This is a genomic window from Streptomyces sp. WMMB303 (assembly GCF_029351045.1).
Lineage (GTDB): Bacteria > Actinomycetota > Actinomycetes > Streptomycetales > Streptomycetaceae > Streptomyces.
Genome location: NZ_JARKIN010000001.1, coordinates 865,524 through 888,151 on the forward strand (window position 1 = coordinate 865,524; position 22,628 = coordinate 888,151).

The 22,628-nt window shown below is 72.3% G+C and carries 17 protein-coding genes; 10 read left to right on the top strand and 7 right to left on the bottom strand.

What is annotated here, in order from left to right; translation table 11 throughout:
* Positions 1-7: 7 nt before the first annotated feature.
* The gene (metH, locus tag P2424_RS04020) at positions 8-3,529 is read right to left on the bottom strand and encodes a methionine synthase (RefSeq protein WP_276474412.1); all 3,522 of its coding nucleotides are present in this window, start codon (positions 3,527-3,529) and stop codon (positions 8-10) included.
* A 254-nt stretch (positions 3,530-3,783) separates the two neighbouring features.
* Between metH and P2424_RS04025 the strand changes: the two genes are divergently transcribed.
* From P2424_RS04025 to P2424_RS04055, 7 genes are all read left to right on the top strand, one after another.
* Complete coding sequence (locus P2424_RS04025; RefSeq protein ID WP_276474413.1) at positions 3,784-4,548, top strand: IclR family transcriptional regulator; 765 nt, start codon at positions 3,784-3,786, stop codon at positions 4,546-4,548.
* A gap of 332 nt (positions 4,549-4,880) precedes the next feature.
* Entirely contained in the window at positions 4,881-5,645 is a 765-nt protein-coding gene (locus tag P2424_RS04030; protein WP_276474414.1) for an MIP/aquaporin family protein, read from the top strand.
* A gap of 53 nt (positions 5,646-5,698) precedes the next feature.
* Positions 5,699-7,243: a glycerol kinase GlpK gene (glpK, locus tag P2424_RS04035; protein ID WP_276474415.1), complete on the top strand. Its 1,545-nt coding sequence runs from the start codon at positions 5,699-5,701 to the stop codon at positions 7,241-7,243.
* Positions 7,244-7,248: 5 nt separating this feature from the next.
* The gene (locus P2424_RS04040; RefSeq protein ID WP_276474416.1) at positions 7,249-8,865 is read left to right on the top strand and encodes a glycerol-3-phosphate dehydrogenase/oxidase; all 1,617 of its coding nucleotides are present in this window, start codon (positions 7,249-7,251) and stop codon (positions 8,863-8,865) included.
* A gap of 185 nt (positions 8,866-9,050) precedes the next feature.
* A complete protein-coding gene (locus P2424_RS04045) occupies positions 9,051-10,202 on the top strand; it encodes a glycosyl hydrolase family 18 protein (protein WP_276474417.1) in 1,152 nt (383 codons plus the stop codon).
* Entirely contained in the window at positions 10,199-10,891 is a 693-nt protein-coding gene (locus P2424_RS04050) for a FadR/GntR family transcriptional regulator (RefSeq protein WP_276474418.1), read from the top strand. Before P2424_RS04045 ends, P2424_RS04050 begins: the two co-directional genes overlap by 4 nt.
* Before the next feature lie 214 nt (positions 10,892-11,105).
* Positions 11,106-12,092: a PAC2 family protein gene (locus P2424_RS04055; protein WP_276474419.1), complete on the top strand. Its 987-nt coding sequence runs from the start codon at positions 11,106-11,108 to the stop codon at positions 12,090-12,092.
* Positions 12,093-12,236: 144 nt separating this feature from the next.
* Here P2424_RS04055 and mshC read toward each other — a convergent pair whose 3' ends face one another.
* From mshC to P2424_RS04075, 4 genes are all read right to left on the bottom strand, one after another.
* Positions 12,237-13,466 (bottom strand): cysteine--1-D-myo-inosityl 2-amino-2-deoxy-alpha-D-glucopyranoside ligase, encoded by a 1,230-nt coding sequence (mshC, locus tag P2424_RS04060; protein ID WP_276474420.1) that lies wholly within the window; start codon positions 13,464-13,466, stop codon positions 12,237-12,239.
* Between the two features lie 128 nt (positions 13,467-13,594).
* Positions 13,595-14,554, bottom strand: coding sequence for an SCO1664 family protein (locus P2424_RS04065; protein ID WP_276474421.1), 960 nt, complete (start codon positions 14,552-14,554; stop codon positions 13,595-13,597).
* Positions 14,518-15,108, bottom strand: coding sequence for a DUF3090 domain-containing protein (locus tag P2424_RS04070; protein ID WP_019356417.1), 591 nt, complete (start codon positions 15,106-15,108; stop codon positions 14,518-14,520). The genes P2424_RS04065 and P2424_RS04070 overlap by 37 nt, the downstream gene beginning before the upstream one ends.
* Before the next feature lie 75 nt (positions 15,109-15,183).
* A complete protein-coding gene (locus tag P2424_RS04075) occupies positions 15,184-15,888 on the bottom strand; it encodes a histidine phosphatase family protein (RefSeq protein WP_276474422.1) in 705 nt (234 codons plus the stop codon).
* A gap of 106 nt (positions 15,889-15,994) precedes the next feature.
* Between P2424_RS04075 and corA the strand changes: the two genes are divergently transcribed.
* Complete coding sequence (corA, locus tag P2424_RS04080; protein ID WP_276474423.1) at positions 15,995-16,990, top strand: magnesium/cobalt transporter CorA; 996 nt, start codon at positions 15,995-15,997, stop codon at positions 16,988-16,990.
* A gap of 145 nt (positions 16,991-17,135) precedes the next feature.
* Here the strand turns inward: corA and P2424_RS04085 are convergent, their stop codons facing one another.
* Positions 17,136-17,927: a ferritin-like domain-containing protein gene (locus P2424_RS04085; protein ID WP_276474424.1), complete on the bottom strand. Its 792-nt coding sequence runs from the start codon at positions 17,925-17,927 to the stop codon at positions 17,136-17,138.
* A 328-nt stretch (positions 17,928-18,255) separates the two neighbouring features.
* Positions 18,256-19,308 (bottom strand): LLM class F420-dependent oxidoreductase, encoded by a 1,053-nt coding sequence (locus P2424_RS04090; protein ID WP_276478814.1) that lies wholly within the window; start codon positions 19,306-19,308, stop codon positions 18,256-18,258.
* Between the two features lie 86 nt (positions 19,309-19,394).
* On the opposite strand from P2424_RS04090, the gene P2424_RS04095 reads away from it, so the two are divergent.
* Both P2424_RS04095 and P2424_RS04100 read left to right on the top strand, forming a co-directional pair.
* Positions 19,395-20,441, top strand: coding sequence for an aldo/keto reductase (locus tag P2424_RS04095; RefSeq protein WP_276474425.1), 1,047 nt, complete (start codon positions 19,395-19,397; stop codon positions 20,439-20,441).
* Positions 20,438-22,621 carry a helix-hairpin-helix domain-containing protein gene (locus P2424_RS04100; RefSeq protein WP_276474426.1) on the top strand — a complete coding sequence of 728 codons (2,184 nt, stop codon included), beginning with the start codon at positions 20,438-20,440 and terminating at the stop codon, positions 22,619-22,621. Before P2424_RS04095 ends, P2424_RS04100 begins: the two co-directional genes overlap by 4 nt.
* Positions 22,622-22,628: the final 7 nt, after the last annotated feature.

The following is a 22,628-nucleotide window of genomic DNA, read 5'->3' on the forward strand; positions in this document are numbered from 1 at the left end:
TGTGCCCTCATCGGGCGTTGAAATACTTCGCCTCGGGGTGGTGCAGCACGATGGCGTCGGTCGACTGCTCGGGGTGGAGCTGGAACTCCTCGGAGAGCTCGACCCCGATCCGCTCCGGCCGCAGCAGCTCGGCGATCTTGGCGCGGTCCTCCAGGTTCGGGCAGGCGCCGTAGCCCAGCGAGAACCGCGCTCCCCGGTACTTCAGGTCGAACATGCCCTGCATCTGGTCGGGGTCCTCGCCCGAGAAGCCCAGCTCGCTGCGGACCCGGGCGTGCCAGTACTCGGCGAGCGCCTCGGCGAGCTGCACGGAGAGGCCGTGCAGCTCCAGGTAGTCGCGGTAGGCGTCGCCCGCGAACAGCTCGGCGGTCTTCTCGCCGATCCTGGAACCGACGGTGACCACCTGCAGCCCGACCACGTCGGTCTCGCCGGAGTCCTCCGGACGGAAGAAGTCCGCCAGGCACAGCCGGCGGCCGCGCCGCTGCCGGGGGAAGGTGAAGCGGGTGCGCTCGTTGCCCTGCTCGTCCAGCAGGATCAGGTCGTCGCCCTTGGAGTAGCAGGGGAAGTAGCCGTAGACGGCCGACGCCTCCAGCAGGTTCTCCGTCTGGAGCCGCTCCAGCCAGCCCCGCAGCCGGGGACGGCCCTCGGTCTCCACCAGCTCCTCGTAGGACGGCCCGTCGCCCTTGCGGGACTCCTTCAGCCCCCACTGGCCCTTGAAGAGGGCGCCCTCGTCCAGCCAGGACGCGTAGTCCTGCTGCCGCAGGCCCTTGATCACCCGGGTGCCCCAGAAGGGCGGCTCGGGGACGGGATTGTCGACGGCCACGTCGGAGCGGACGGAGCCGTCGTTCTCCTCCGGCTCCGGGATGTCGAGGTCCCGCTTGGGCACCCTGCGCTGCTTGAGCGCGGGCAGCTCGGCACCGGGCACGCCGCGCTTGACGTCCATCAGGGCGTCCATGAGGCTCAGCCCCTCGAAGGCGTCCTTGGCATAGCGGACCTCGCCCTCGTAGATCTCGTGCAGGTCCTGCTCGACGTAGGCCCGGGTGAGCGCGGCGCCGCCGAGGATGACGGGGAAGTCGGAGGACATCTTGCGCTGGTTGAGCTCCTCCAGGTTCTCCTTCATGATCACCGTGGACTTCACCAGCAGCCCGGACATGCCGATCACGTCGGCACGGTGTTCGGCCGCGGCGTCCAGGATGGCGCTCACCGGCTGCTTGATGCCCAGGTTGACCACCTGGTAGCCGTTGTTGGACAGGATGATGTCGACGAGGTTCTTGCCGATGTCGTGGACGTCGCCGCGGACCGTGGCCAGCACGATCGTCCCCTTGCCCGCCTCGTCCTCGGACTTCTCCATGTGCGGTTCGAGGTGGGCGACGGCGGCCTTCATCACCTCGGCCGACTGCAGCACGAACGGCAACTGCATCTGCCCGGAGCCGAACAGCTCACCGACGACCTTCATGCCCGCCAGCAGCGTGTCATTGACGATGTCGAGCGCCGGGCGCTCCTCCAGGGCGGCATCCAGGTCGGCCTCCAGCCCGTTGCGCTCGCCGTCGATGATGCGCCGCTGAAGGCGCTCCTCCAGCGGGAGAGCGGCCAGTTCCTCGGCCTTCCCGGCCTTCATCGACTTGGCCGTGGCGCCCTCGAACAGCTCCATCAGCTTCTGCAGCGGGTCGTAGCCCTCGCTGCGCCGGTCGTAGACCAGGTCGCGGGCAACGGTCACCTGCTCGTCGTCGAAGCGGGCGATCGGCAGGATCTTGCTGGCGTGCACGATCGCGGAGTCCAGTCCCGCCTTGACGCACTCGTCGAGGAAGACGGAGTTGAGCACGATCCGGGCGGCCGGGTTCAGGCCGAAGGAGATGTTCGACAGGCCCAGCACGGTCTGCACGTCGGGATGCTTCTGCTTGAGCAGCCGGATGGCCTCGATGGTGTTGATGCCGTCCTTGCGGGACTCCTCCTGGCCCGTGCAGATGGTGAAGGTGAGGACGTCGATGAGGATGTCCGACTCGTGGATGCCGTAGTTGCCGGTCAGGTCCGCGATGAGGCGTTCGGCGATGGCGACCTTGTGCTCGGCGGTGCGGGCCTGGCCCTCCTCGTCGATGGTCAGCGCGATCAGCGCCGCCCCGTGCTCGGCGGCGAGCTTGGTGACCTTCGCGAAGCGGGACTCGGGGCCGTCGCCGTCCTCGTAGTTGACGGAGTTGATGACGGCGCGGCCGCCCAGCTTCTCCAGACCGGCCTGGATGACGTCGATCTCCGTCGAGTCCAGCACGATCGGCAGCGTGGAGGCGGTGGCCAGCCGTCCCGCCAGCTCGGTCATGTCGGCGACACCGTCCCGGCCGACGTAGTCGACGCACAGGTCGAGCATGTGGGCGCCCTCACGGATCTGCTCCCGGGCCAGCTCGACGCAGTCGTCCCAGCGCGCCTCCAGCATCGCCTCGCGGAACTTCTTCGAACCGTTGGCGTTGGTCCGCTCCCCGATGGCCATGTACGAGGTGTCCTGGCGGAAGGGGACCGCCTGGTAGAGCGAGGCCGCGGCCGGCTCCGGCTGCGGGGTGCGCGCGGCGGGCTCGCGGCCGCGCACCCGCTCCACCAGTTGGCGCAGGTGCTCGGGCGTGGTGCCGCAGCAGCCGCCCACCAGGGACAGGCCGTAGTCGCCCACGAAGGTGTCGTGCGCGTCCGCCAGCTCCTCGGGAGTGAGCGGATAGCTGGCGCCGTCCTTGCCCAGCACCGGCAGGCCGGCGTTCGGCATGCAGGAGAGCGGGACGCGGGAGTGCTGGGCCAGATAGCGCAGATGCTCGCTCATCTCGGCGGGGCCGGTGGCACAGTTCAGCCCGATCATGTCGATGCCCAGTGGCTCCAGGGCCGCGAGGGCCGCGGCGATCTCGGAGCCGAGCAGCATCGTGCCGGTCGTCTCCACCGTGACCGAGCACAGCAGCGGCAGGTCGGCGCCGACCGCCTCCATGCCGCGGCGGGCGCCGATGACGGCGGCCTTGGTCTGCAGCAGGTCCTGGGTCGTCTCCACCAGCAGCGCGTCGGCGCCACCGGCGATCATGCCCTCCGCGTTCTGCTGGTAGGCGTCCCGCAGAGTGGTGTAGGGGGCGTGGCCGAGGGTCGGCAGTTTGGTGCCCGGGCCCATGGAGCCCAGGACCCAGCGCATCCGCCCGTCTCCGGACTCGAACTCCTCGGCGACGTCGCGGGCGATGCGTACGCCGGTCTCGGACAGTTCGAAGATGCGTTCGGTGATGTCGTATTCCCCCAGCGCCGCGTGGTTGGCGCCGAAGGTGTTGGTCTCCACGCAGTCCACGCCCGCGGCGAAGTACTCCTGGTGGACCGCGCGGATGATGTCGGGGCGGGTCACGTTCAAGATCTCGTTGCAGCCCTCGAGCTGTTCGAAATCCTCCAGCGTCGGATCCTGCGCCTGGATCATCGTCCCCATCGCTCCGTCGGCGACGACCACGCGTGAGGCCAGTGCGCTGCGGAGCGCCTCGGCCCGGGTGGGGGACGGAGTTGCGGACGTGCTGCTCGGCGACGAGGCCATGGAAGAGGCTCCCTGGGTTGCGACGGCTGTCGGCTTTGCGCGCCGGTGAGGCAGCGCACCCGGTCAGCGTAGCGGGCGGACGCAAGAGCGCAGGTCGACATTCCGACCATCGGACACTCCGGCACTCGATCCGGGCTCGATCCCGACTACCGTCGCGTCGACATCAAGCGATACCGTTCGACATTGTCGAATCGACGTTGAATCGACGTCGAATCGGCATGTCGAATCTCAAGGCAGCAGGTCAGGGAGGACCGATGGCCCGGACCATCCAGTCGCTGGAACGAGCGGCGGCCGTACTGCGGCTGCTGGCGGGCGGCGAGCGGCGGCTCGGACTCTCCGAGATCGCCTCGGCGCTCGACCTGGCCAAGGGTACGGCGCACGGGCTGCTGCGCACCCTCCAGCAGGAGGGCTTCGTGGAACAGGAGGCGGTCACGGGCCGCTACCAGCTCGGGGCCGAACTGCTCCGCCTCGGCAACAGCTACCTGGACGTGCACGAGCTGCGGGCCCGCGCCCTGGTGTGGACGGACGACCTGGCCCGCTCCAGCGGGGAGAGCGTCTATCTGGGCGTGCTCCACCAGCAGGGCGTGCTCATCGTGCACCACGTCTTCCGGCCGGACGACAGCCGCCAGGTGCTGGAGGTCGGCGCCATGCAGCCGCTGCACAGCACGGCCCTGGGCAAGGTGCTGTGCGCGTTCGACCCGGTGGCGCACAGCGAGGCGCTGGACGGGCGGCGGACGGACTTCACCGAGCGCACGGTCACCGGCGAGGATCGGTTCGAGACGCTGCTGGAGACCGTCCGGGCGCGCGGCTGGGCGGCGGACGTGGAGGAGACCTGGGACGGCCTCGCCTCGGTGGCCGCGCCGATCCACGACCGGCGCCGGATGCCGGTGGGCGCGGTGGGCATCACCGGGGCCGTGGAGCGGGTGTGCGAGGGCGAGGAGTTGCTTCCGCGACTGGTGGCGGCCGTGCGGGACACGGCCCGGGCGGTCTCCCGGGACCTGGGTGCGCGGCGGTTCTGAGCCCCGGCAGGGGCCCGGAAGGATTCCGGCAGGAGAGCCCCCGGGAGAGTCCCCGGAAAGGACTCGGAAAGGCCTCGGCGCCGGCAGCCCTGAGCCGCCCGGAGCGCCTCGCGCACCGTCTGGCTCTCCCGAGGTGCTGCCATCGCTGCGTGGCCGCAGGATGACAGCCAGGAGTCATCGGTCACAGCCCCTTGACGGGACTCTTACGAAGGAGAAAAGTTGCCGTTCGGCGGTCGACATTGTCGAACACCGGACGATCATCAACCGGTCCGCCCATCCCCTCGGCCTCCGGCCGGGAGGTGCCCCCATGGACAAGGACAAAGGAGTCGCGGGTGTCCAGCCTCGACATCTTCACGAGTGAGGTCACCGGCACGATGGTGCTGATCCTCCTCGGTGGCGGCGTGGTCGCCGCAGTCAATCTCAAGCGCTCGAAGGCGTTCGCGGCCGGCTGGGTCGCCATCGCCTTCGGCTGGGGCTTCGGGGTGCTCACCGGTGCCTACATCGCCCAGCCGTCCGGCGCCCACCTCAACCCGGCGGTCACCCTGGCGCTCGCCATCAAGGGCGACACCCCCTGGAGCGACGTCCCGCTCTACATGGGCAGCGAACTGCTGGGCGCCATCCTGGGCGCCGTGCTGGTCTGGGTGGCCTACTACAGCCAGTTCCAGGCCACGCTCCGCGAGCCGGACATGGTCGAGATGAAGCACGCGAACCCCGGCCCCGTGCACGGCGTCTTCTTCACCTCCCCCGAGGTGCGCAACGGCCTGCTGAACTTCCTCACCGAGGTCATCGCCACCTTCGTGCTGATCTTCGCGATCCTCACCCAGGGCCTGGTCCAGGACCCCGACGGCCACCCGGGTCTCGGCAGGATGGGCGCCTTGATCACCGCGCTGGTCGTCGTCGGTATCGGTCTCTCGCTCGGCGGACCCACGGGCTACGCCATCAACCCGGCCCGTGACCTCGGTCCCCGGCTGGCCCACGCGGTGCTGCCGCTGCCGAACAAGGGCGGCAGCGACTGGAGCTACGCCTGGGTCCCGGTGGTGGGCCCGCTGGCCGGCGCCGCCATCGCGGCGGGGCTCTACAACCTCGCATGGGCCTAGCGCGCCCGGCCGACCGCTGAGACGACCCGATGACGCAAGGGAGCACACACACCATGAGCGAGACCCACAGCACCCACGCCTCCGCACACGGCGGCGGGCCCTTCATAGCCGCGATCGACCAGGGCACCACCTCCAGCCGCTGCATCGTCTTCGACAAGGACGGCCGCATCGTCGCGGTCGACCAGAAGGAGCACGAGCAGATCCTGCCCAAGCCGGGCTGGGTCGAACACGACGCGGCCGAGATCTGGACCAACGTCCAGCAGGTGGTCACCGGAGCGCTGGAGAAGGCCGGAGTCACCCGGGAGGACGTGCTGGCCCTGGGCATCACCAACCAGCGCGAGACGACCGTCCTGTGGGAGAAGGCGACCGGCCGTCCGGTGCACAACGCCATCGTCTGGCAGGACACCCGCACCGACGCGCTCTGCAAGGAGCTGGGCCGCAACGTCGGCCAGGACCGGTTCCGCCGCGAGACCGGGCTGCCGCTGGCGTCCTACTTCGCCGGGCCGAAGATCCGCTGGCTGCTGGACAACGTCGAGGGGCTGCGCGAGCGCGCCGAGAACGGCGAGATCCTCTTCGGCACCATGGACTCCTGGGTCATCTGGAACCTCACCGGCGGCCCGGACGGCGGCAAGCACGTCACCGACGTCACCAACGCCTCCCGCACCATGCTGATGAACCTGCACACCATGGCCTGGGACGAGAAGATCTGCGCGTCCATCGGCATCCCGATGGCGGTGCTGCCCGAGATCCGCTCGTCCTCCGAGGTGTACGGCGAGGCCACCGGCGAGCTGGCGGGGCTGCCGGTCGCCTCCGCACTGGGCGACCAGCAGGCGGCACTGTTCGGCCAGACCTGCTTCGAGCAGGGCGAGGCCAAGTCGACCTACGGCACCGGCACCTTCCTGCTGATGAACACCGGGCACGAGCCGGTCAACTCCTACAACGGTCTGCTCACCACGGTCGGCTACCGCATCGGCGACCAGCAGCCGGTCTTCGCGCTGGAGGGCTCCATCGCGGTCACCGGTTCGCTGGTGCAATGGATGCGCGACCAGATGGGGCTGATCAACAGCGCGGCGGAGATCGAGACCCTGGCCAGCTCCGTCGAGGACAACGGCGGCGCCTACTTCGTCCCGGCGTTCTCCGGCCTGTTCGCCCCGTACTGGCGCTCCGACGCGCGCGGTGTCATCGCGGGCCTGACCCGCTACGTCACCAAGGCGCACCTGGCCCGCGCGGTGCTGGAGGCGACGGCCTGGCAGACCCGGGAGATCGTCGACGCGATGCAGAAGGACTCCGAGGTCGAGCTGGCCGCGCTGAAGGTGGACGGCGGCATGACCGCCAACAACCTGCTGATGCAGACCATCTCGGACGTCCTGGACGCGCCCGTCGTGCGCCCGATGGTCGCCGAGACCACCTGCCTCGGCGCGGCGTACGCGGCCGGTCTGGCCGTCGGCTTCTGGTCGGGCACCGACGAGCTGCGGGCCAACTGGAAGCGCGCCGCGGAATGGACCCCCCGCATGGACGCAGAGACGCGTGAGCGGGAATACCGGAACTGGCTCAAGGCCGTGGAGCGGACCATGGGCTGGATCGAAGAGGAGAACTGAGAGCGATGAACACCTCGCAGAGCGTCCCCACCCTCGGGACGCACCCGACTGCCGGCAGCAACCCTGGCCGCGCAGAGACCAGAGGGCTGCTCGCGAACGCGACGTACGACCTCCTGGTCATCGGCGGCGGCATCCTGGGCACCTCGGTCGCCTGGCATGCGGCGCAGTCGGGACTGCGGGTGGCGATGGTGGACGCCGGCGACTTCGCCGGCGCCACCTCCTCCGCGTCCTCGAAGCTGGTGCACGGCGGTCTGCGCTACCTGCAGACCGGCGCCGTCAAGCTCGTCGCGGAGAACCACCACGAGCGGCGGGTACTGGCCAAGGACGTGGCCCCGCACCTGGTCAACCCGCTCACCTTCTACCTGCCCGTCTACAAGGGCGGCCCGCACGGCGCCACCAAGCTCGGCGCGGGCGTCTTCGCCTACTCGGCACTGTCCGCCTTCGGCGACGGAGTCGGCCGGGTGATCTCCCCGGCGAAGGCCGCCGCCGACAACCCGGCGCTGCGCACCGACAATCTCAAGGCGGTCGCGGTCTACGGCGACCACCAGATGAACGACTCGCGGATGGCGGTGATGACCGTCCGAGCGGCCGTGGAGTCGGGCGCCGTGGTTCTCAACCACGCGGAGGTCACCGGGCTGCGCTTCACCCGCGGCCGGGTCACCGGAGCCGAGCTGCGGGACCGCACCGACGGTGCCGAGTTCGGCGTGAACGCGCGGCTGGTGCTGAACGCGACCGGCCCGTGGGTTGACCACCTCAGGACGATGGAGGACAGCGGCGCGGCGCCCTCGATCAGGCTGTCCAAGGGCGCGCACCTGGTCCTCAAGCGGAAGTCGCCGTGGGGCGCGGCGATGGCCACCCCCATCGACAAGTACCGCATCACCTTCGCGCTGCCGTGGGAGGACCAGCTGCTGCTGGGCACCACGGACGAGGAGTACACCGGCGACCCGGCCGACGTGCGGGCCACCGAGGCCGACATCCAGCAGATCCTGGACGAGGCCGCCTTCTCGGTGCGGGACACCGATCTGGACCGCGACCTGATGACCTACGCCTTCGCAGGACTGCGGGTGCTGCCCGGCGGCCCCGGCGGCGTGGAGTCGGCCAAGCGGGAGACCGTCGTCACCGAGGGCCGGGGCGGGATGCTGTCGGTCGCGGGCGGCAAGTGGACCACCTACCGGCACATCGGCCGCACGGTGATGGACAAGCTGGAGAAGCTGCCCGGCGGGGCGCTCGCGGCGTCCATGGAGAGCGCGGTCCCGGTCAAGGACCTGGTGCGGCGGACGCCGCTGCCGGGAATCGCCAACCCGAACGCGGTCGCGCACCGGCTGCTGGTGGACCGGGAGCCGGGCGTGCGGATGGACCCGCTGACCGTCCGTCAGCTCGCCACGCACTACGGTTCCCTCTCCTTCGACATCGCCCGGCTGGTCAACGAGGACCCGTCGCTGGGCGAGCGCATCCATCCCGACGGTCCGGAGATCTGGGCTCAGGTGGTCTACGCACGCGACCACGAGTGGGCCGAGACGGTGGACGACGTGGCGCGCCGCCGCACCACCCTGACCATCCGCGGCCTGGACGACGAGAAGGTACGCGGCCGGATCGAGGAGCTGCTCGAGCAGCGCGGCTGACACCGCGCCGAGCGCGACGAAGGGGCGTACGCCGATTCGCCGGCGTGCGCCCCTTACTGCTGTCCGGGCACGTTCCGCCCCCGCGTGCCGTGACGTTGTGCGTATGGGATCACCAGTTCGGCAAGTTCGTAACGAGCGGGTTCCCACCGCCCGGTCGGGCGGCGCGGCGTGGCACTGTCCTCCGCATGAACGGCGAGACGAACGCGGGCAACGGGACGCCCGCGGCAAGACCCGCGCGCCGCCGCCTGCGGATGCCGGGACGCACCCGGGCACGGCGGGCAGCGGGGTGGACGGTGCTGGCGCTCGTGGTCCTCCTCGTCCTGCCGAGCGCCGGCGCGGCTGCGGCCCTTCGCGCCAGCTACGCGGGAGAGGTGTCCGCCGAAGCACGCTCCCGGGGTCGCGACGCGCTGTGGCTGGGGCACGCCTGGGTGGACGGGCGCCGGGACGAGGCGGACCTCGCAGCCCTCGAGCGGCGGATCGCGGGTACCGGCATCCGCGACCTGTACGTCCACACCGGGCCGCTGTCCCACGACGGCTCGCTGCCGAAGAAGCGGTACCCGCGGGCGCAGTGGCTGCTGAAGGCCGTCGAGCGGGAGCTGCCCGGAGTGCGGGTCCAGGCATGGCTCGGGGACCGGCTCGCCTACGGCCCGGACGCGGACGGCGGACTGCGCACCGCCGACCCGGAGACGCGGCGCGCCGTGGTGGCGAGCGCCCGGCAGGTGCTGACGGCGGGCTTCGACGGGGTGCACTTCGACCTGGAGCCGCTGCGCTCGGACGACGCCGGCTATCTGCGGCTGCTGGACCGGCTGCGCCCGGCGGTCCGGGCGCACCACGGGGTGCTGTCGGTCGCCGCGCACCAGATCGACCCGCTGCCGGGGCTGCACCACGTCTCGGGCAGCGTCTTCGGACACGGCAAGTGGTGGTCGCAGGAGTACTTCGGCAAGGTCGCGCGGCGGGTGGACCAGATCGCGGTGATGTCCTACGACACGGCGCTGCCCGCCGAGAGCCTGTACGGCGGCTATGTGGCGCAGCAGACGGCACTCGCGCTGGAGGCGGCGCCCGCCCGGGTGGACGTGCTGATGGGGCTGCCCTTCTACCACACGGACGACCTGGGCCATCATGCCGCTGCCGAGACCGCGGCCGCGGCGGTGCGCGGGGTACGGCTCGGGCTCGGCCGCGAGGATGGCGACCGGGCGCGGTTCGGCGTCGCGCTCTACGTCGACTTCGCGGCGACGGAACAGGACTGGCGCGCCTACCGGCGCGGCTGGGGCGCACCGGCCGCACCGGCCGGAGCACGGCACACACAGACTTCGGACGCCCAGGGGAGGCAGCGTTGACCGTCACGGACGAGGCGATCGAGAAGATCAAGGGGATGATCGTCTCGGGGACGCTGGGCCCCGGCGACCGGCTGCCCAGGGAGAGCGAACTGGCCACCGAACTGGGCCTGTCGCGCAACTCGCTGCGGGAGGCGGTCCGCGCGCTGGCGCTGATCCGCGTACTCGACGTACGCCAGGGCGACGGCACGTATGTGACCAGCCTGGATCCGCAGGTGCTGCTGGCGGCGATGAGCTTCGTGGTGGACTTCCACCGCGACGACACCGTCCTGGAACTCCTGGCCGTACGCCGCATCCTGGAGCCGGCGGCCACCGCCCTGGCGGGCACCCGGATCGCCGTGGCCGAGCTGGACGCGCTGGAATCCGAGCTGGACGCGCTGGAATCCGAGCTGGCCGCGTCGGCTCCGGAACCGTCCGTGGGGCAACTGGTCGCCGCGGACCTGGAGTTCCACCGGCGCATCGCGGCCGCCTCCGGCAACTCCGTACTGGGTTCGCTGCTGGACGGCCTCTCCGGCCCGCACACCCGCGCCCGGGTCTGGCAGGGGCTCAGCCGGCAGGACGCGGTCAGCCGCACCCTGCACGAGCACCGGCAGATCCTCGCGGCCCTGCGAACCGGCGACGCGGAGGCGGCGCGCTCCTGGTCGACCGTGCACATCGCGGGCGTGGAGCAGTGGCTGCGCTCGGCGCTGTGACGCCGGACACCACCGCCTCCCCGGGACCGGCGCGGTCGCGGGACCTGCCGGGTCCGGTGAGCGCGGGTGCGGATCGGGGGCGTGCGGGGGCTGCGGGACGCGTGCCGGCACGCCGTAGGCTGGACCTCGCACGAAACGGCCGGCGGCGGTCCGGGGAACGGGGTCCGCAGCGGTATCGCCGGCCGCAGGCGACAGCGAGCTGAGGAGGCACTGGGTGATCGAGCTGGAGGGGGTTCCCGAGCTGGTCGACCCAGTCATGGTGGCCGCGTTCGAGGGGTGGAACGACGCGGGTGACGCCGCGTCCGGCGCGGTCGCGCACCTGGAACGGGAGTGGAAGGGCGAGGTGTTCGCCGCGCTGGACGCGGAGGACTACTACGACTTCCAGGTGAACCGCCCGCAGGTCTTCCTCGAGGACGGCGTACGCAAGGTCACCTGGCCCACCACGCGGCTGTCCGTCGTCCGGGTCGAGGACGCGGACGGCAAGGGCAGGCGGCGCGATCTGGTCCTGGTGCGCGGCATCGAACCGAGCATGCGGTGGCGCTCCTTCTGCAACGAGATCCTGGGGTTCGCGCACGAGCTGGGAGTCGAACTGGTGGTGGTGCTGGGCTCGCTGCTCGGTGACACTCCGCACACCCGGCCGGTCCCGGTGACCGGCGTGACCTCGGACTCCGATCTGGCCCGCACGATGAACCTGGAGGAGTCCCGCTACGAGGGGGCGACCGGGATCGTCGGCATCCTCCAGGAAGCCTGCACCCATGCGGGCGTTCCGGCGGCCAGCCTGTGGGCGGCCGTACCGCACTACGTCTCCCAGCCGCCCAACCCCAAGGCGACGCTCGCCCTGCTCAACCGGCTGGAGGACCTGCTCGGCGTGCGCGTTCCGATGGGTGAGCTGACCGAGGACGCCCGGGCCTGGCAGATCGGCGTCGACCAGCTCGCGGCGGAGGACAGCGAGGTGGCCGAGTACGTCCAGTCACTGGAGGAGGCCCGGGACACCGCCGAACTGCCGGAAGCCTCGGGAGAGGCCATCGCCAAGGAGTTCGAACGCTACCTGCGGCACCGCGACGGTTCCGGCTCCGCAGACGGCGGCTCGGCGCCCGGCACATCCCCCTCGCTGCGGGACCCGGGACATCAGCCCCCTCCCCCGCCGCCCAAGCCCGGTGGCGAGCCGCCGCGACCCGGTGAGCCGGACGAGGACGAGTGACCGGCGGACCGCCTCGGCGGAGCGCGCTCCCCTGCCGCTAAACCGGCGCCGCACGCCGGACCGGAGTACGGCGGTGACGGCCGGGGTACGGCGTGACGGGCCTCCCGGCCGCGGGGCGGCCGGGAGGCGGGAAGCAGGGGACGGTTACAGCGCGACGCCCAGCAGCGCATCGACGGTGCGGGAGACCAGTCCGGGCGCGCCCTCGTCGGTGCCGCCCTGCTCGGCCTGCTGCTCGGCCCAGGTGTCGACGGCGGCCAGCGCGGCGGGGGTGTCGAGATCGTCCGCGAGCGCGGTCCGCACCGCCTCCAGCATGGCCTCGGCGGGCGGGCCGTCCGGCCGCGAGACAGCCGAACGCCAGCGGTCGAGCCGCTGCTGCGCCGCCTCCAGCACCGCGTCGGTGTACTCCCAGTCGGCGCGGTAGTGGTGCGCCAGCAGGGTGAGCCGGATGGCGGCCGGATCGACGCCGTCCTTCCGCAGCTGCGAGACGAAGACGAGGTTGCCCTTCGACTTGGACATCTTCTCGCCGTTCAGACCGACCATCCCCGCGTGCACATAGCTGCGCGCGAAGGGGTACTCGCCGGTCAGCGCCTGCGCGTGGGAGGCGCCCATCTCGTGGTGCGGGAAGGCCAGATCGGACCCGCCGCCCTGGATGTCGAAGCCCATGCCCAGGTGTTCGAGCGCGATCGCCACGCACTCGATGTGCCAGCCGGGGCGTCCGGGCCCCAACGTGCCGCCGTCCCAGTGGGGTTCGCCCTCGCGGGCCGCCGTCCACAGCTGCGGGTCGAGCGGGTTCTTCTTGCCGGGGCGCTCGGGGTCGCCGCCGCGCTCGGCGGACAGCAGCCGCATCGTTTCCGCGTCGTAGTGCGAGACGGCCCCGAAGTGGGCGTCGGACTCGACCGAGAAGTAGATGTCCCCGTCGAGTTCGTAGGCGGCTCCCATGTCCCGCAGCCGCTCGACCAGCGGCACGATGTGGGGAATGGACTCCACGGCGCCGATGTAGTGCTTCGGCGGCAGCATCCGCAGGGCCGTCATGTCCTCGCGGAACAGCGCGGTCTCGCGCTCCGCGAGCGCCGTCCAGTCGATGTTCGTCGCGGTCGCCCGCTCCAGGAGTGGATCGTCCACGTCGGTGACGTTCTGTATGTAGTGCACCTGGCGCTTGGTGTCGAGCCACACGCGCTGCACGAGGTCGAACGCGTTGTAGGTCGCCGCGTGTCCGAGGTGGGTGGCGTCGTAGGGGGTGATGCCACACACGTAGAGGCGGGCGACAGGACCGGGGGTGAGGGTCACTCGGCCACCGGTCGCGGTGTCGTGGATGTCGAGGTCGCGGCCCTGTCCAGGCAGGACGGGGACCTCGGTAGCGGGCCAGGCATGCATGCCTTGAGCCTAACCCGGACTGGTGTTCCGTATCCGTCCGGATGGACGCCGTTCGAGGTCCACGGTCCGTTCGGGACTCGCCCGACCGGCCGGGGCCGGTCGGCGGGGCTCGGACGGGTGGCAGGGGGTCAGACCGGCGGCCAGGGGATGGCGGGCCACTCGCCACTCGGCAACGGATGCCGCCCGGAGCTCAGCAGGGCCTCCACCCGCTTGCCCATGGCCTGCACCTCGGCCTCGGTGAGCAGCTCGGCCAGCCGCGCCGCCAGCGGAGCCTCCGCGCCGTCCGCGGGGCCGCCCGGGTCGGCGCAGAGCGCGGTGGAGAGCCTGCGCAGCGCCTCGACGGCCTCGCCGGTCAGCTCCTCGCCCGCCCAGCCCCACAGCAGGGTGCGCAGCTTGTCGTCCACATGGAAGGTGACGCCGTGGTCGATGGCGTACAGCGCGCCGTCGGGCCGGGGCAGCAGATGGCCGCCCTTGCGGTCGCCGTTGTTCAGCACGGCGTCGAGCACCGCCAGCCGGCGCAGCCGGGGGTCGTCGGCGTGCACGAGCAGCGCTGTCCGCCCGCCGCCGACGTCCGCGAAGCCGACCGCCTTCCAGCCCTCGCCCGGCTCCTCGGCGTCGACCAGCGCGAGCAGCGGTGCCGGCTCCTCCTCCGGTCCGCTCTCCGGCTCGTCGTCCGACGCGGCCTCGGCCGTCTCCCCGGGCGGCGCGTCCTCGTCGTCATCGGCGGCGTCCGGGGGCTCGCCCACCCACGCCTGGCACATACCCACGCCGTAGGGGCCGTCGCGCAGCACGGTGGCGGGTATCAGATCCCAGCCGGTGGCGCGGGAGACCTCGTAGGCCGCGACCTCGCGCTGGGCGAGGTTGCCGTCGGGGAAGTCCCACAGCGGCCGCTCACCGGCGACGGGTTTGTAGACGCAGGGCAGGCTGCTGCCGGCGTGCTCGACCGTGCCGAACAGCACGGTGTTGGACGCGGCGGTGATCTGTCCCCGGACGGTGAGCGTGCCCTGCCGGAGCAGCTCGCGGGTGGCCTCGGCGGCCGGTGCCGTACCGCTCATTCGCCCCGGCGGTACCCGTTCTGGCGCGGGCATACGTGTCCCTCCGGATCGAGCGGCAGGCTGCACAGCGGACACGGCGGCCGGCCCGCGTTGACGACCTCCATCGCCCGCTTGGCGAAGGCGCGGGCCATGTTCCCGCTGATCCGCACCCGGAGCATCGGGGGCCCGTTCTCGTCGTCCTGGAGCAGCCGCTCCTCCGCGTCGGCCAGGTCCTCGTCCTCGCCGGGCTCCAGCTCCACGATGGCCTGCGCCTCGACGACCATCCGCTCGCCGTCGCCGTCCCAGGCCAGGGCCATGGTGCCGACCCGGAACTCCTCCTCGACCGGGCTCTCCAGAGGGCCGGTGTCATCGACCTCGGAGGGGGCGACGGCGGGCACGGGCGCGCTGCCGCCGGAGCGGCGCACCACCTCGTCCAGCAGCTCGTCGATCCGTTCGGCGAGCGCTTCGACCTGCGCCTTCTCCAGGGCCACGCTGGTGGTGCGGCCCCCCGCACTGGCTTGGAGGAAGAAGGTGCGGCGGCCAGGCAGACCGACGGTACCGGCGACGAACCGGTCCGGCGGATCGTACAGAAATACCTGACGGGACACGTTCTGCTCCGTTGGGTTCGACAGCTTGAGTGGCTTCGGACATCCGCACCCTACTGTGCGTTCCGATCATCGTGCTCATGCGCTTCCGCCAACCGTCGCGTCGCCCTCCCCCGCGCTCGTTGCGCCGCCCTGCTCGCCCGTCTTCTCCGCTGGCGCGAGCGAGGCCAGTTCCCCGGTGTCGCCGAGCCGCAGCACGAAGGGGCGCAGCGGGGTGTAGGTGAGGACCGTGGCCGAGCAGGGGGAGACGGATATCCGCTGGAAGAGGTCGAGGTGCATGCCCAGCGCGTCCGCGACGACCGACTTGATGATGTCGCCGTGCGAGCACATCAGATAGACGGCGTCCGCGCCGTGCTCGGCCTCGATGCGGGCATTCCAGGCGCGGACCGCGTCCACGGCCCGTGCCTGCATCGCGCGCAGCGACTCGCCGCCGGGGAAGGCGGCGGCTGACGGGTGGCCCTGGACGGTGGCCATGAGGGGTTCGTCGGCCAGTTCGGCGAGCTTGCGGCCCGACCAGTCGCCGTAGTCGCACTCGGTGATGCGGTCCTCGGTGTGCACGGGCAGACCGGGGCGGGCCGCGGCCAGCGGCGCGAGGGTCTCCTGGCAGCGGCGCAGCGGGCTGCTGACTGCGGCGGCCAGCGGGATGTCGCGGAGCCGGTCGGGCAGACCGGCGGCCTGCCGCTGGCCGTGTCCGTCCAGGGCGACTCCGGGAGTGCGGCCGGCCAGCAGTCCGTCGGTGTTCGCTGTGGACCTGCCGTGGCGTACGAGGATCAGCGTCGGCATGCCGCAACCCTAAGCGAGGCGCCGTCGAAGGCGCTGTGTGGTTCGCGCGGCGGCTTCTTGGCTCACCTGGCGGCCTCCGGTTGTGCGACGGTCCGGGCACGGCAGAATGCGAGAAGTGATCGTCGACTGCGCGCTCTACCGGCAGGGGCGCCGAGCCGAGCGCCCGGAGGACTTCTCGGCGGCGCTGCGGGAGGCCCGGTCCGCGGCCGAGACGTTCCTGTGGATCGGCCTGCACGAGCCGACGGAAGCCGAGTTCGACCGCGTGACCCGGGATTTCGGGCTGCATCCGCTGGCCGTCGAGGACTCGCTGCACGCGCATCAGCGGCCGAAGCTGGAGATCTACGCGGACTCGCTCTTCCTGGTGCTCAAGCCCGTGGACTACGACGAGAGGGACAGCACGCTCAGCAGCGGTGAGCTGATGGTGTTCGTGGGCGACTCGTTCGTGCTGACCGTCCGGCACGGCCGGACCAACCCGCTCGGATCGGTGCGCGCCCGGCTGGAGAGCGATCCGGAGGTGTTGCGGCACGGTCCGACGGCTGTGATGTACGCGGTCAGCGACACCGTGGTCGACCACTATCTCGAGGTCGCGGCAGCGCTGCACACCGATCTGGAGGAACTGGAGGCCGCGGTCTTCGCCAGGAACGCCCGGGCGGGCAGCCGGGACACGGCGAGCCGGATCTACGAGTTCAAGCGGCGGGCGCTGGAGTTCCGCCGGGCGACGACGCCGCTGACCGACCCCATCACCCGGCTGACGGGCGCCCGGGTCCCCTTCGTGCACAAGGACGCGCGGGTGTTCTTCCGGGATGTGGCCGACCACCTCTCACGGGTGAACGAGCAGGTGGAGTCCATCGACCGGCTGCTGACGGACATCCTGTCGGCGTACCTGGCACAGATGGGGGTGCGGCAGAACGACGACATGCGCAAGATCTCCGCCTGGGCCGCGATGTTCGCGGTGCCCACGGCCCTCGCGGGGGTGTACGGGATGAACTTCACGCACATGCCGGAACTGCACCAGGTATGGGGCTACCCGGTGACCCTGCTGCTGATGGTGACCATCTGCGTGGTGCTCTTCTGGATCTTCAAACGCCGCGACTGGTTCTAGGGTCAGCGGGCCGGGGGCAGCGGGCGTGCGGGCGTGCGGGCGTGCGGGCGTGCGGGACACCGTTCCTGCTTCCCGCGGCCCCGACCTCCGGCCCCGGGCGGCCGCTCCCCTGGGCGGCGTGCGCGGGCTGCGGCCGGTGCGGGGCTCAGGCGTACTCGGCCGCCGCGTCCGCCTGACCGGTGCCCAGCGCGTCGCGCCGCTCGGGCATCCGGAGGGCGACCAGCCGGCGCCAGCCGCCCAGCCGCTCCCACACGTACCGGCCGTGGATGCCCAGCGCGACGAGCCCGTACCGGACCCCGGACCAGCCCAGGATGCGCGCCATCCGGCTCATGACGGCCAGGCTGACGTCCCGGTAGACCTTGATCTCGGCGAGCGCGCTCTCCCGCAGCAGGGCCCGGATGGTGCGGGCATGCCCGGCGCGAGCCAGCCGCAGCAGTTCCTCATGGCAGTAGGCGAGGTGATTGTCCTCGTCGCGGGAGATCATCCGTACCGCCCGGCCGAGCTCCGGGTGGTCGCCGACCGCCTTGGTGAGCAGGGCCATCTCCTCGGAGGCCCGCTGCTCGGTGACCCGGCTGTGGGCCAGGTAGGCGAGCACGTCGTGCTCGGTCAGCGGCTCCTCCCGACGCAGCTTCTCGTGCGCCAGGCCGATCCCGAGACCCTCCAGGATCATCGTGTAGTCGGTGTCGTCGGGGATCTCGGCCGCCTCCAGGCCGCGCTTGTTCAGCAGCGCGAGGAAGATACGACCGTGCTTGTCCTCGTCGGCCCCGTGCCGGACGATCTTGGGCGCGAGGTGGCGGGCGCCGTCGGGGACGAGCGCGGCGATGCGGGCGTTCTCCCAGCCGCCCTGTGCCTCGCCGCTGGCCGCGATCGAGCAGAAGAGCCGGAAGGACTCGTCGTTGTCGAGGATTTCCTGGAACAGACTCCTGGCCGAGAGCATCGCCGCCACCTCCGTGCACGAGTTCCCATACAGCACGACATCCGCGAAGAACGAGTCAAATGCCGCGTACGCGAACAGGCAACATGTGAGCGGTCCGGCTGCGCCGAACGCAGGAGCCCCGCGGCCCGCCCGCGTAACCGCACCGGCCGGGCCGCGTTGTGCTCCATGACGGCCGTGGCGGGGCCGCCCCCCGAGCCCCCACCACGGCCGCAGAATACTTCGGGCGCGTTACGCCTTCGGGCTGTACCGCACCCCTGCACCCGGCCGCGCGGTCGGGTGCCGACGGGATCCGGCGGCGCGGCCCGTGCGGGATTCCGGCCCACCGCTCCTAGTCGGCGACCCCGGCCTGCTCCAACGCGTCGACCCCGGCGCGCAGCCCGGCCAGCCGCTCCTCGAGCGAGAACCCGGCCGGGGCCAGCGAGAGCGTCGTCACCCCGGCGTCCGCGTAGGCCCGCATCCGCTCGGCGATCCGCTCCACGGGGCCGATCAGCGTGGTGGAGTCGATCAGCTCGCGCGGGATCGCCGCCGCGGCCCCCTCCTTGTCTCCGGCCAGATACTTCTCCTGGACCTCCGCGGCCTCCTTCTCGTAGCCCATGCGCTGGGCGAGCTTGTTGTAGAAGTTCTGCTTGCGGCTGCCCATGCCGCCCACGTAGAGCGCGGTGTAGGGGCGGAAGAGGTCGGCGAGCGCGTCGATGTCGTCGCCGACGGCCATCGGGACGGTCGGGCACACGTCGAAGCCCTCCATGGTCCGGCCCGCGGCCTCCCGGCCCGCCCGCAGGTGCTGGAGCGTGGTCTCCTCGGCGTGCTCCGGGGAGAAGAAGACCAGCAGCACCCCGTTGGCGATCTCGCCGGTCTGCTCCAGGTTCTTGGGACCGATCGCCGCGATGTAGAGCGGGATCTCCGCACGCTCCGGGTGGACTGTCAGCTTGATCGGCTTGCCGGGTCCGCCGGGCAGCGGGAGCGTCCAGTGCTGCCCCTCGTAGGACAGCCGCTCCCGGGACATCGCTCGCCGGATGATCTCGACGTACTCGCGGGTGCGGGCCAGCGGCTTGTCGAACTTCACCCCGTACCACCCCTCGGACACCTGCGGGCCCGAGACGCCCAGGCCGAGCCGGAAGCGGCCGCCGGAGAGCGAGTCGAGCGTGGCGGCCGTCATGGCCGTCATGGCGGGTGCCCGCGCCGGGATCTGGAAGATCCCGGAGGCCACGTCGATCTGTTCGGTGTGGGCCGCCACCCAGGTGAGCACCGTGGCGGCGTCCGAACCGTACGCCTCGGCCGCCCAGCACACGTCGTAGCCGAGCCGGTCGGCCTCCTGTGCGACGGCGAGGTTGTCCGCATCCATCCCGGCACCCCAGTAGCCGAGGTTGATGCCCAGTCGCATCCCCATCCCGCACCCACTTCCCTTACTGACCAGTAATGTCCCTGACCCCCGGACTCTAACGCCTGCCACAACTACGCTCAACGCCCATGGAGCGAAGGCACCTCGGCCGCACTGGCCTGCGCGTATCCCGGATCGGACTGGGCACTCTGGGCTGGGCGCGCGGCGGCGGGAGCGACCGCGCGGATCCCGGCGCGGGGCACGAGGCGCACCCGCCGCACGACCAGCACGTACGCAACGCCGCCGACCAGCTCAAGACGTTCTGGGAAGCGGGCGGCACGCTCGTGGACACCGCGGACGTGTACGGCGACGGCGAGGCCGAGTATCTCCTGGGGCGGCTGATGCAGGACCTGGTGCCGCGCCGCGACCTGGTGATCGCCACCAAAGCGGGGGGCGTACCCGACCCCGACCGTCCCTTCGACTGCTCGCGCGGCCACCTCCTGAGCGCCCTCGACGCCTCCCTCGAGCGGCTGGGCACCGACCACGTGGACCTGTGGCAGGTGCACGCCTGGGACCCGTACACGCCGCTGGAGGAGACACTCCACGCACTCGACACCGCCGTCGGCAGCGGGCGCGCCCGCTACGCCGGGGTGTGCGACGTCTCCGGCTGGCAGCTCGCCAAGGCGGGCACCTGGCAACGGGCCGCGCCCGGAGTGCGGCACCCGCTGGCCGCCACCCAGATGGAGTACTCGCTGCTGCAGCGCGGCGTCGAGCGGGAGGTGCTGCCCGCCGCGCAGGACCTCGGCATCGGGCTGCTGCCCTCCTCGCCCCTGGGACGCGGCGTACTGACCGGCAAATACCGGGCCCCCGGCCCGCCGCCGGCCGGATCGCGCGGCGCCTGTGAGCGGCTGGCCGCGTTCGTCGAGCCGTATCTGGACGGGACCGCGGCCCGGATCACCGACGCGGTGGCCACCGCGGCCGACGGGCTCGCGCTGCCGCCGCTCCAGGTGGCCCTGGCCTGGGTACGCGATCGGCCCGGGGTGGCCGCACCGATCGTCGGCGCACGGACAGCGGAGCAGTTGGCGCAAGCGCTGTCGGTGGAGGGCCTTAGTCTTCCAGACGAGATCCGCGCGGCCCTGGACGACGTCTCGGCCCCCGTGCACCGCTACCCCGACCATGACTGGAGCGAGCTGTGAGCAACGAGAAGGCAGCCGAACTCCTCGCGGCCGTCCGCGCGGTGGAGAGCGGCGAACGCTCCGCCACCTCCTTCTTCAACGAACCCGCCGCCGGGCCGCCCTCCCGCAGCGTGCTCCGGGCGCAGCCGGGTGGCCCGGAGACCGGCCCCGCCGGCGGCGCCCGCCCCGCCGCGGTGCCCCCGCCGGGGCGTACGGAGCGCCCGGGACGGCAGGACGGCCCGGTCACCGTCCCGGAGGGGGTGCGCGCCCTGCTGGCGGAGGGCGGGGCTCCGGAGGGGCTGGCCCGGCGGGTCGCCGAGACGCTCGGGGAAGGCGCGGAGAGCGTGCTGCGCGCCGACCCCTGGCAGCTCCTCGCGGTTCCCGGGGTGCTCCCCGAGCAGGCCGACGGCTTCGCCCGGGCGCTGCTGGGGGACGAGGCGGGGCCGGGCGACCCGCGGCGGGCGGTGGCGCTGGTGGTCCGGCTGCTGGAGCGCGCGGCGCTGCGGGGCGACACGGTGCTGCCCCCGGACGCCCTGGGCAGGGGCCTGGCCGGGCACGCGGTACCGGACCCGGAGGAGGCCGTGCGGCAGGCCGTGGACGCGGGGGCCGTCCTGGTCTTCGAGGACGCGCTGGACGCGGGGCCGGTCGCCTCGGCCATGAGCGAGAGCGACGTCGAGGAGGAGGAGCGCCCGGTCACCCTCCTGGTGGGCCTGGACCGGTACGCGCTCGCGGAGGAGAGCCTCGCCGACGGGCTCGCCCGCATCGCGGGGACCTTCGCGTCCGCGGAGACGGCCGGCGCCTCGGCGGACGGTCCGGGGAGCACGGCGGACCCCGCAGAACCGGCGAACCGGGCGGACCGCGCTCCGGCCGGAGCCGCGGGGGCCGACGAGGACTGGGCGACGGCCGCCGAGAGCGCCCCCACCTCCTCGGCGCGCGAGCTGATCCGTGCGGTGGCCGGAAGCGGACTGGTCACCCATACGGGTGGTGAGGCGTCCCGTGCCGAGGTCGCCGCCGTGGTGGTCGCGGCGCGGGCGCTCGGGCTGCGTACCGCGGTCCTCACCCATACGGACGAGGGCCGGGAGCGCATGGCCCGCCTCCTCGCCGAGTATCCGGCCCCCAGCCCGGACAACGACCCGGACCGCGCCCCGGACAGCGGTGACCCGGACGGCGGCGATCCGGCCCCGGCCCCGGGCTGCGCCACCGTCGCCGGGGTTCTCGCGGGCACGGACGGGCCGGAGCGGGATGCGGAAGGAGGGCTCCGCGTCGACCTGCTGGCCGTCTGCGACGCGCCGCAGTTGGACGCGGAGACGGCCGCGGCACTGCTGGAGGCGCTCCCGGACGGGGCACGTCTGCTGCTCAGCGGAGACCCGGGCGTGCTGGGCGCCGCGGGCCCCGGGCAGGTGTTCGGGGACCTGATGGCGGCCCGGTACTGCCCGCACGTCGCCTCCCGCACCCCGGACCCCGGACCGATCGGCGAGCTGGTCTCGGGCATCGGCATCGGAGAGCTGAACCAGGTGGCGGCGCCCGGCAAGGAGGTGGTGATCGTCCCTGTCGCCGACCCCGGCGAGGCCGTCCACCGCACGGTCCAGCTGGTCAAGGACTCGGTGCCCCGGGCACTCGGCGTCCCGGCCGCCGGAACCCAGGTGATCACCCCGGGGCACGGCGGCTCCGCCGGCACCCGCGCGCTCAACGCCGCCCTCAAGGAACAGCTCAACCCGGGCCCGGGCCGCTTCGGCGGCTTCGACCCCGGCGACCGGGTCGCCCACTCCCCCGCGCCGGGCCGCACCCGCATCGGCACGGTCGCCGCGGCCGACACGGACGGCCTCCAGCTGGCCTGCGGGGACCACCAGGTGACGGTCCCGCCGGAGCGGGTGCCCGAAACGGTGCGGCACGGCTGGGCCGTGACGGCCCACCAGGCCGCCGGGATCCGCTGGCCCGCCGCCGTCGTGGTGCTGCCCGGGGACGCCACGGAGGCATTGACCCGGGAGTGGGTCTACACGGCCTTCGGCCGGGGCGAGCGCCATCTGTCGGTCGTGCACGGAGCGGGCGACGCGCTTCCCCGCGCGGTGGCCTCGGCCGCGTCCCGGGAGCGGACGACCCGGCTGCGGACCCTGCTGACCGAGTCGGCCCGCGCCGCCGAGGCGGCGCGGGCGGCGGAGACGGCGGAGGCGACCCCAGCGGCGGGGACGGCCGACGGCTGAGCCGGAG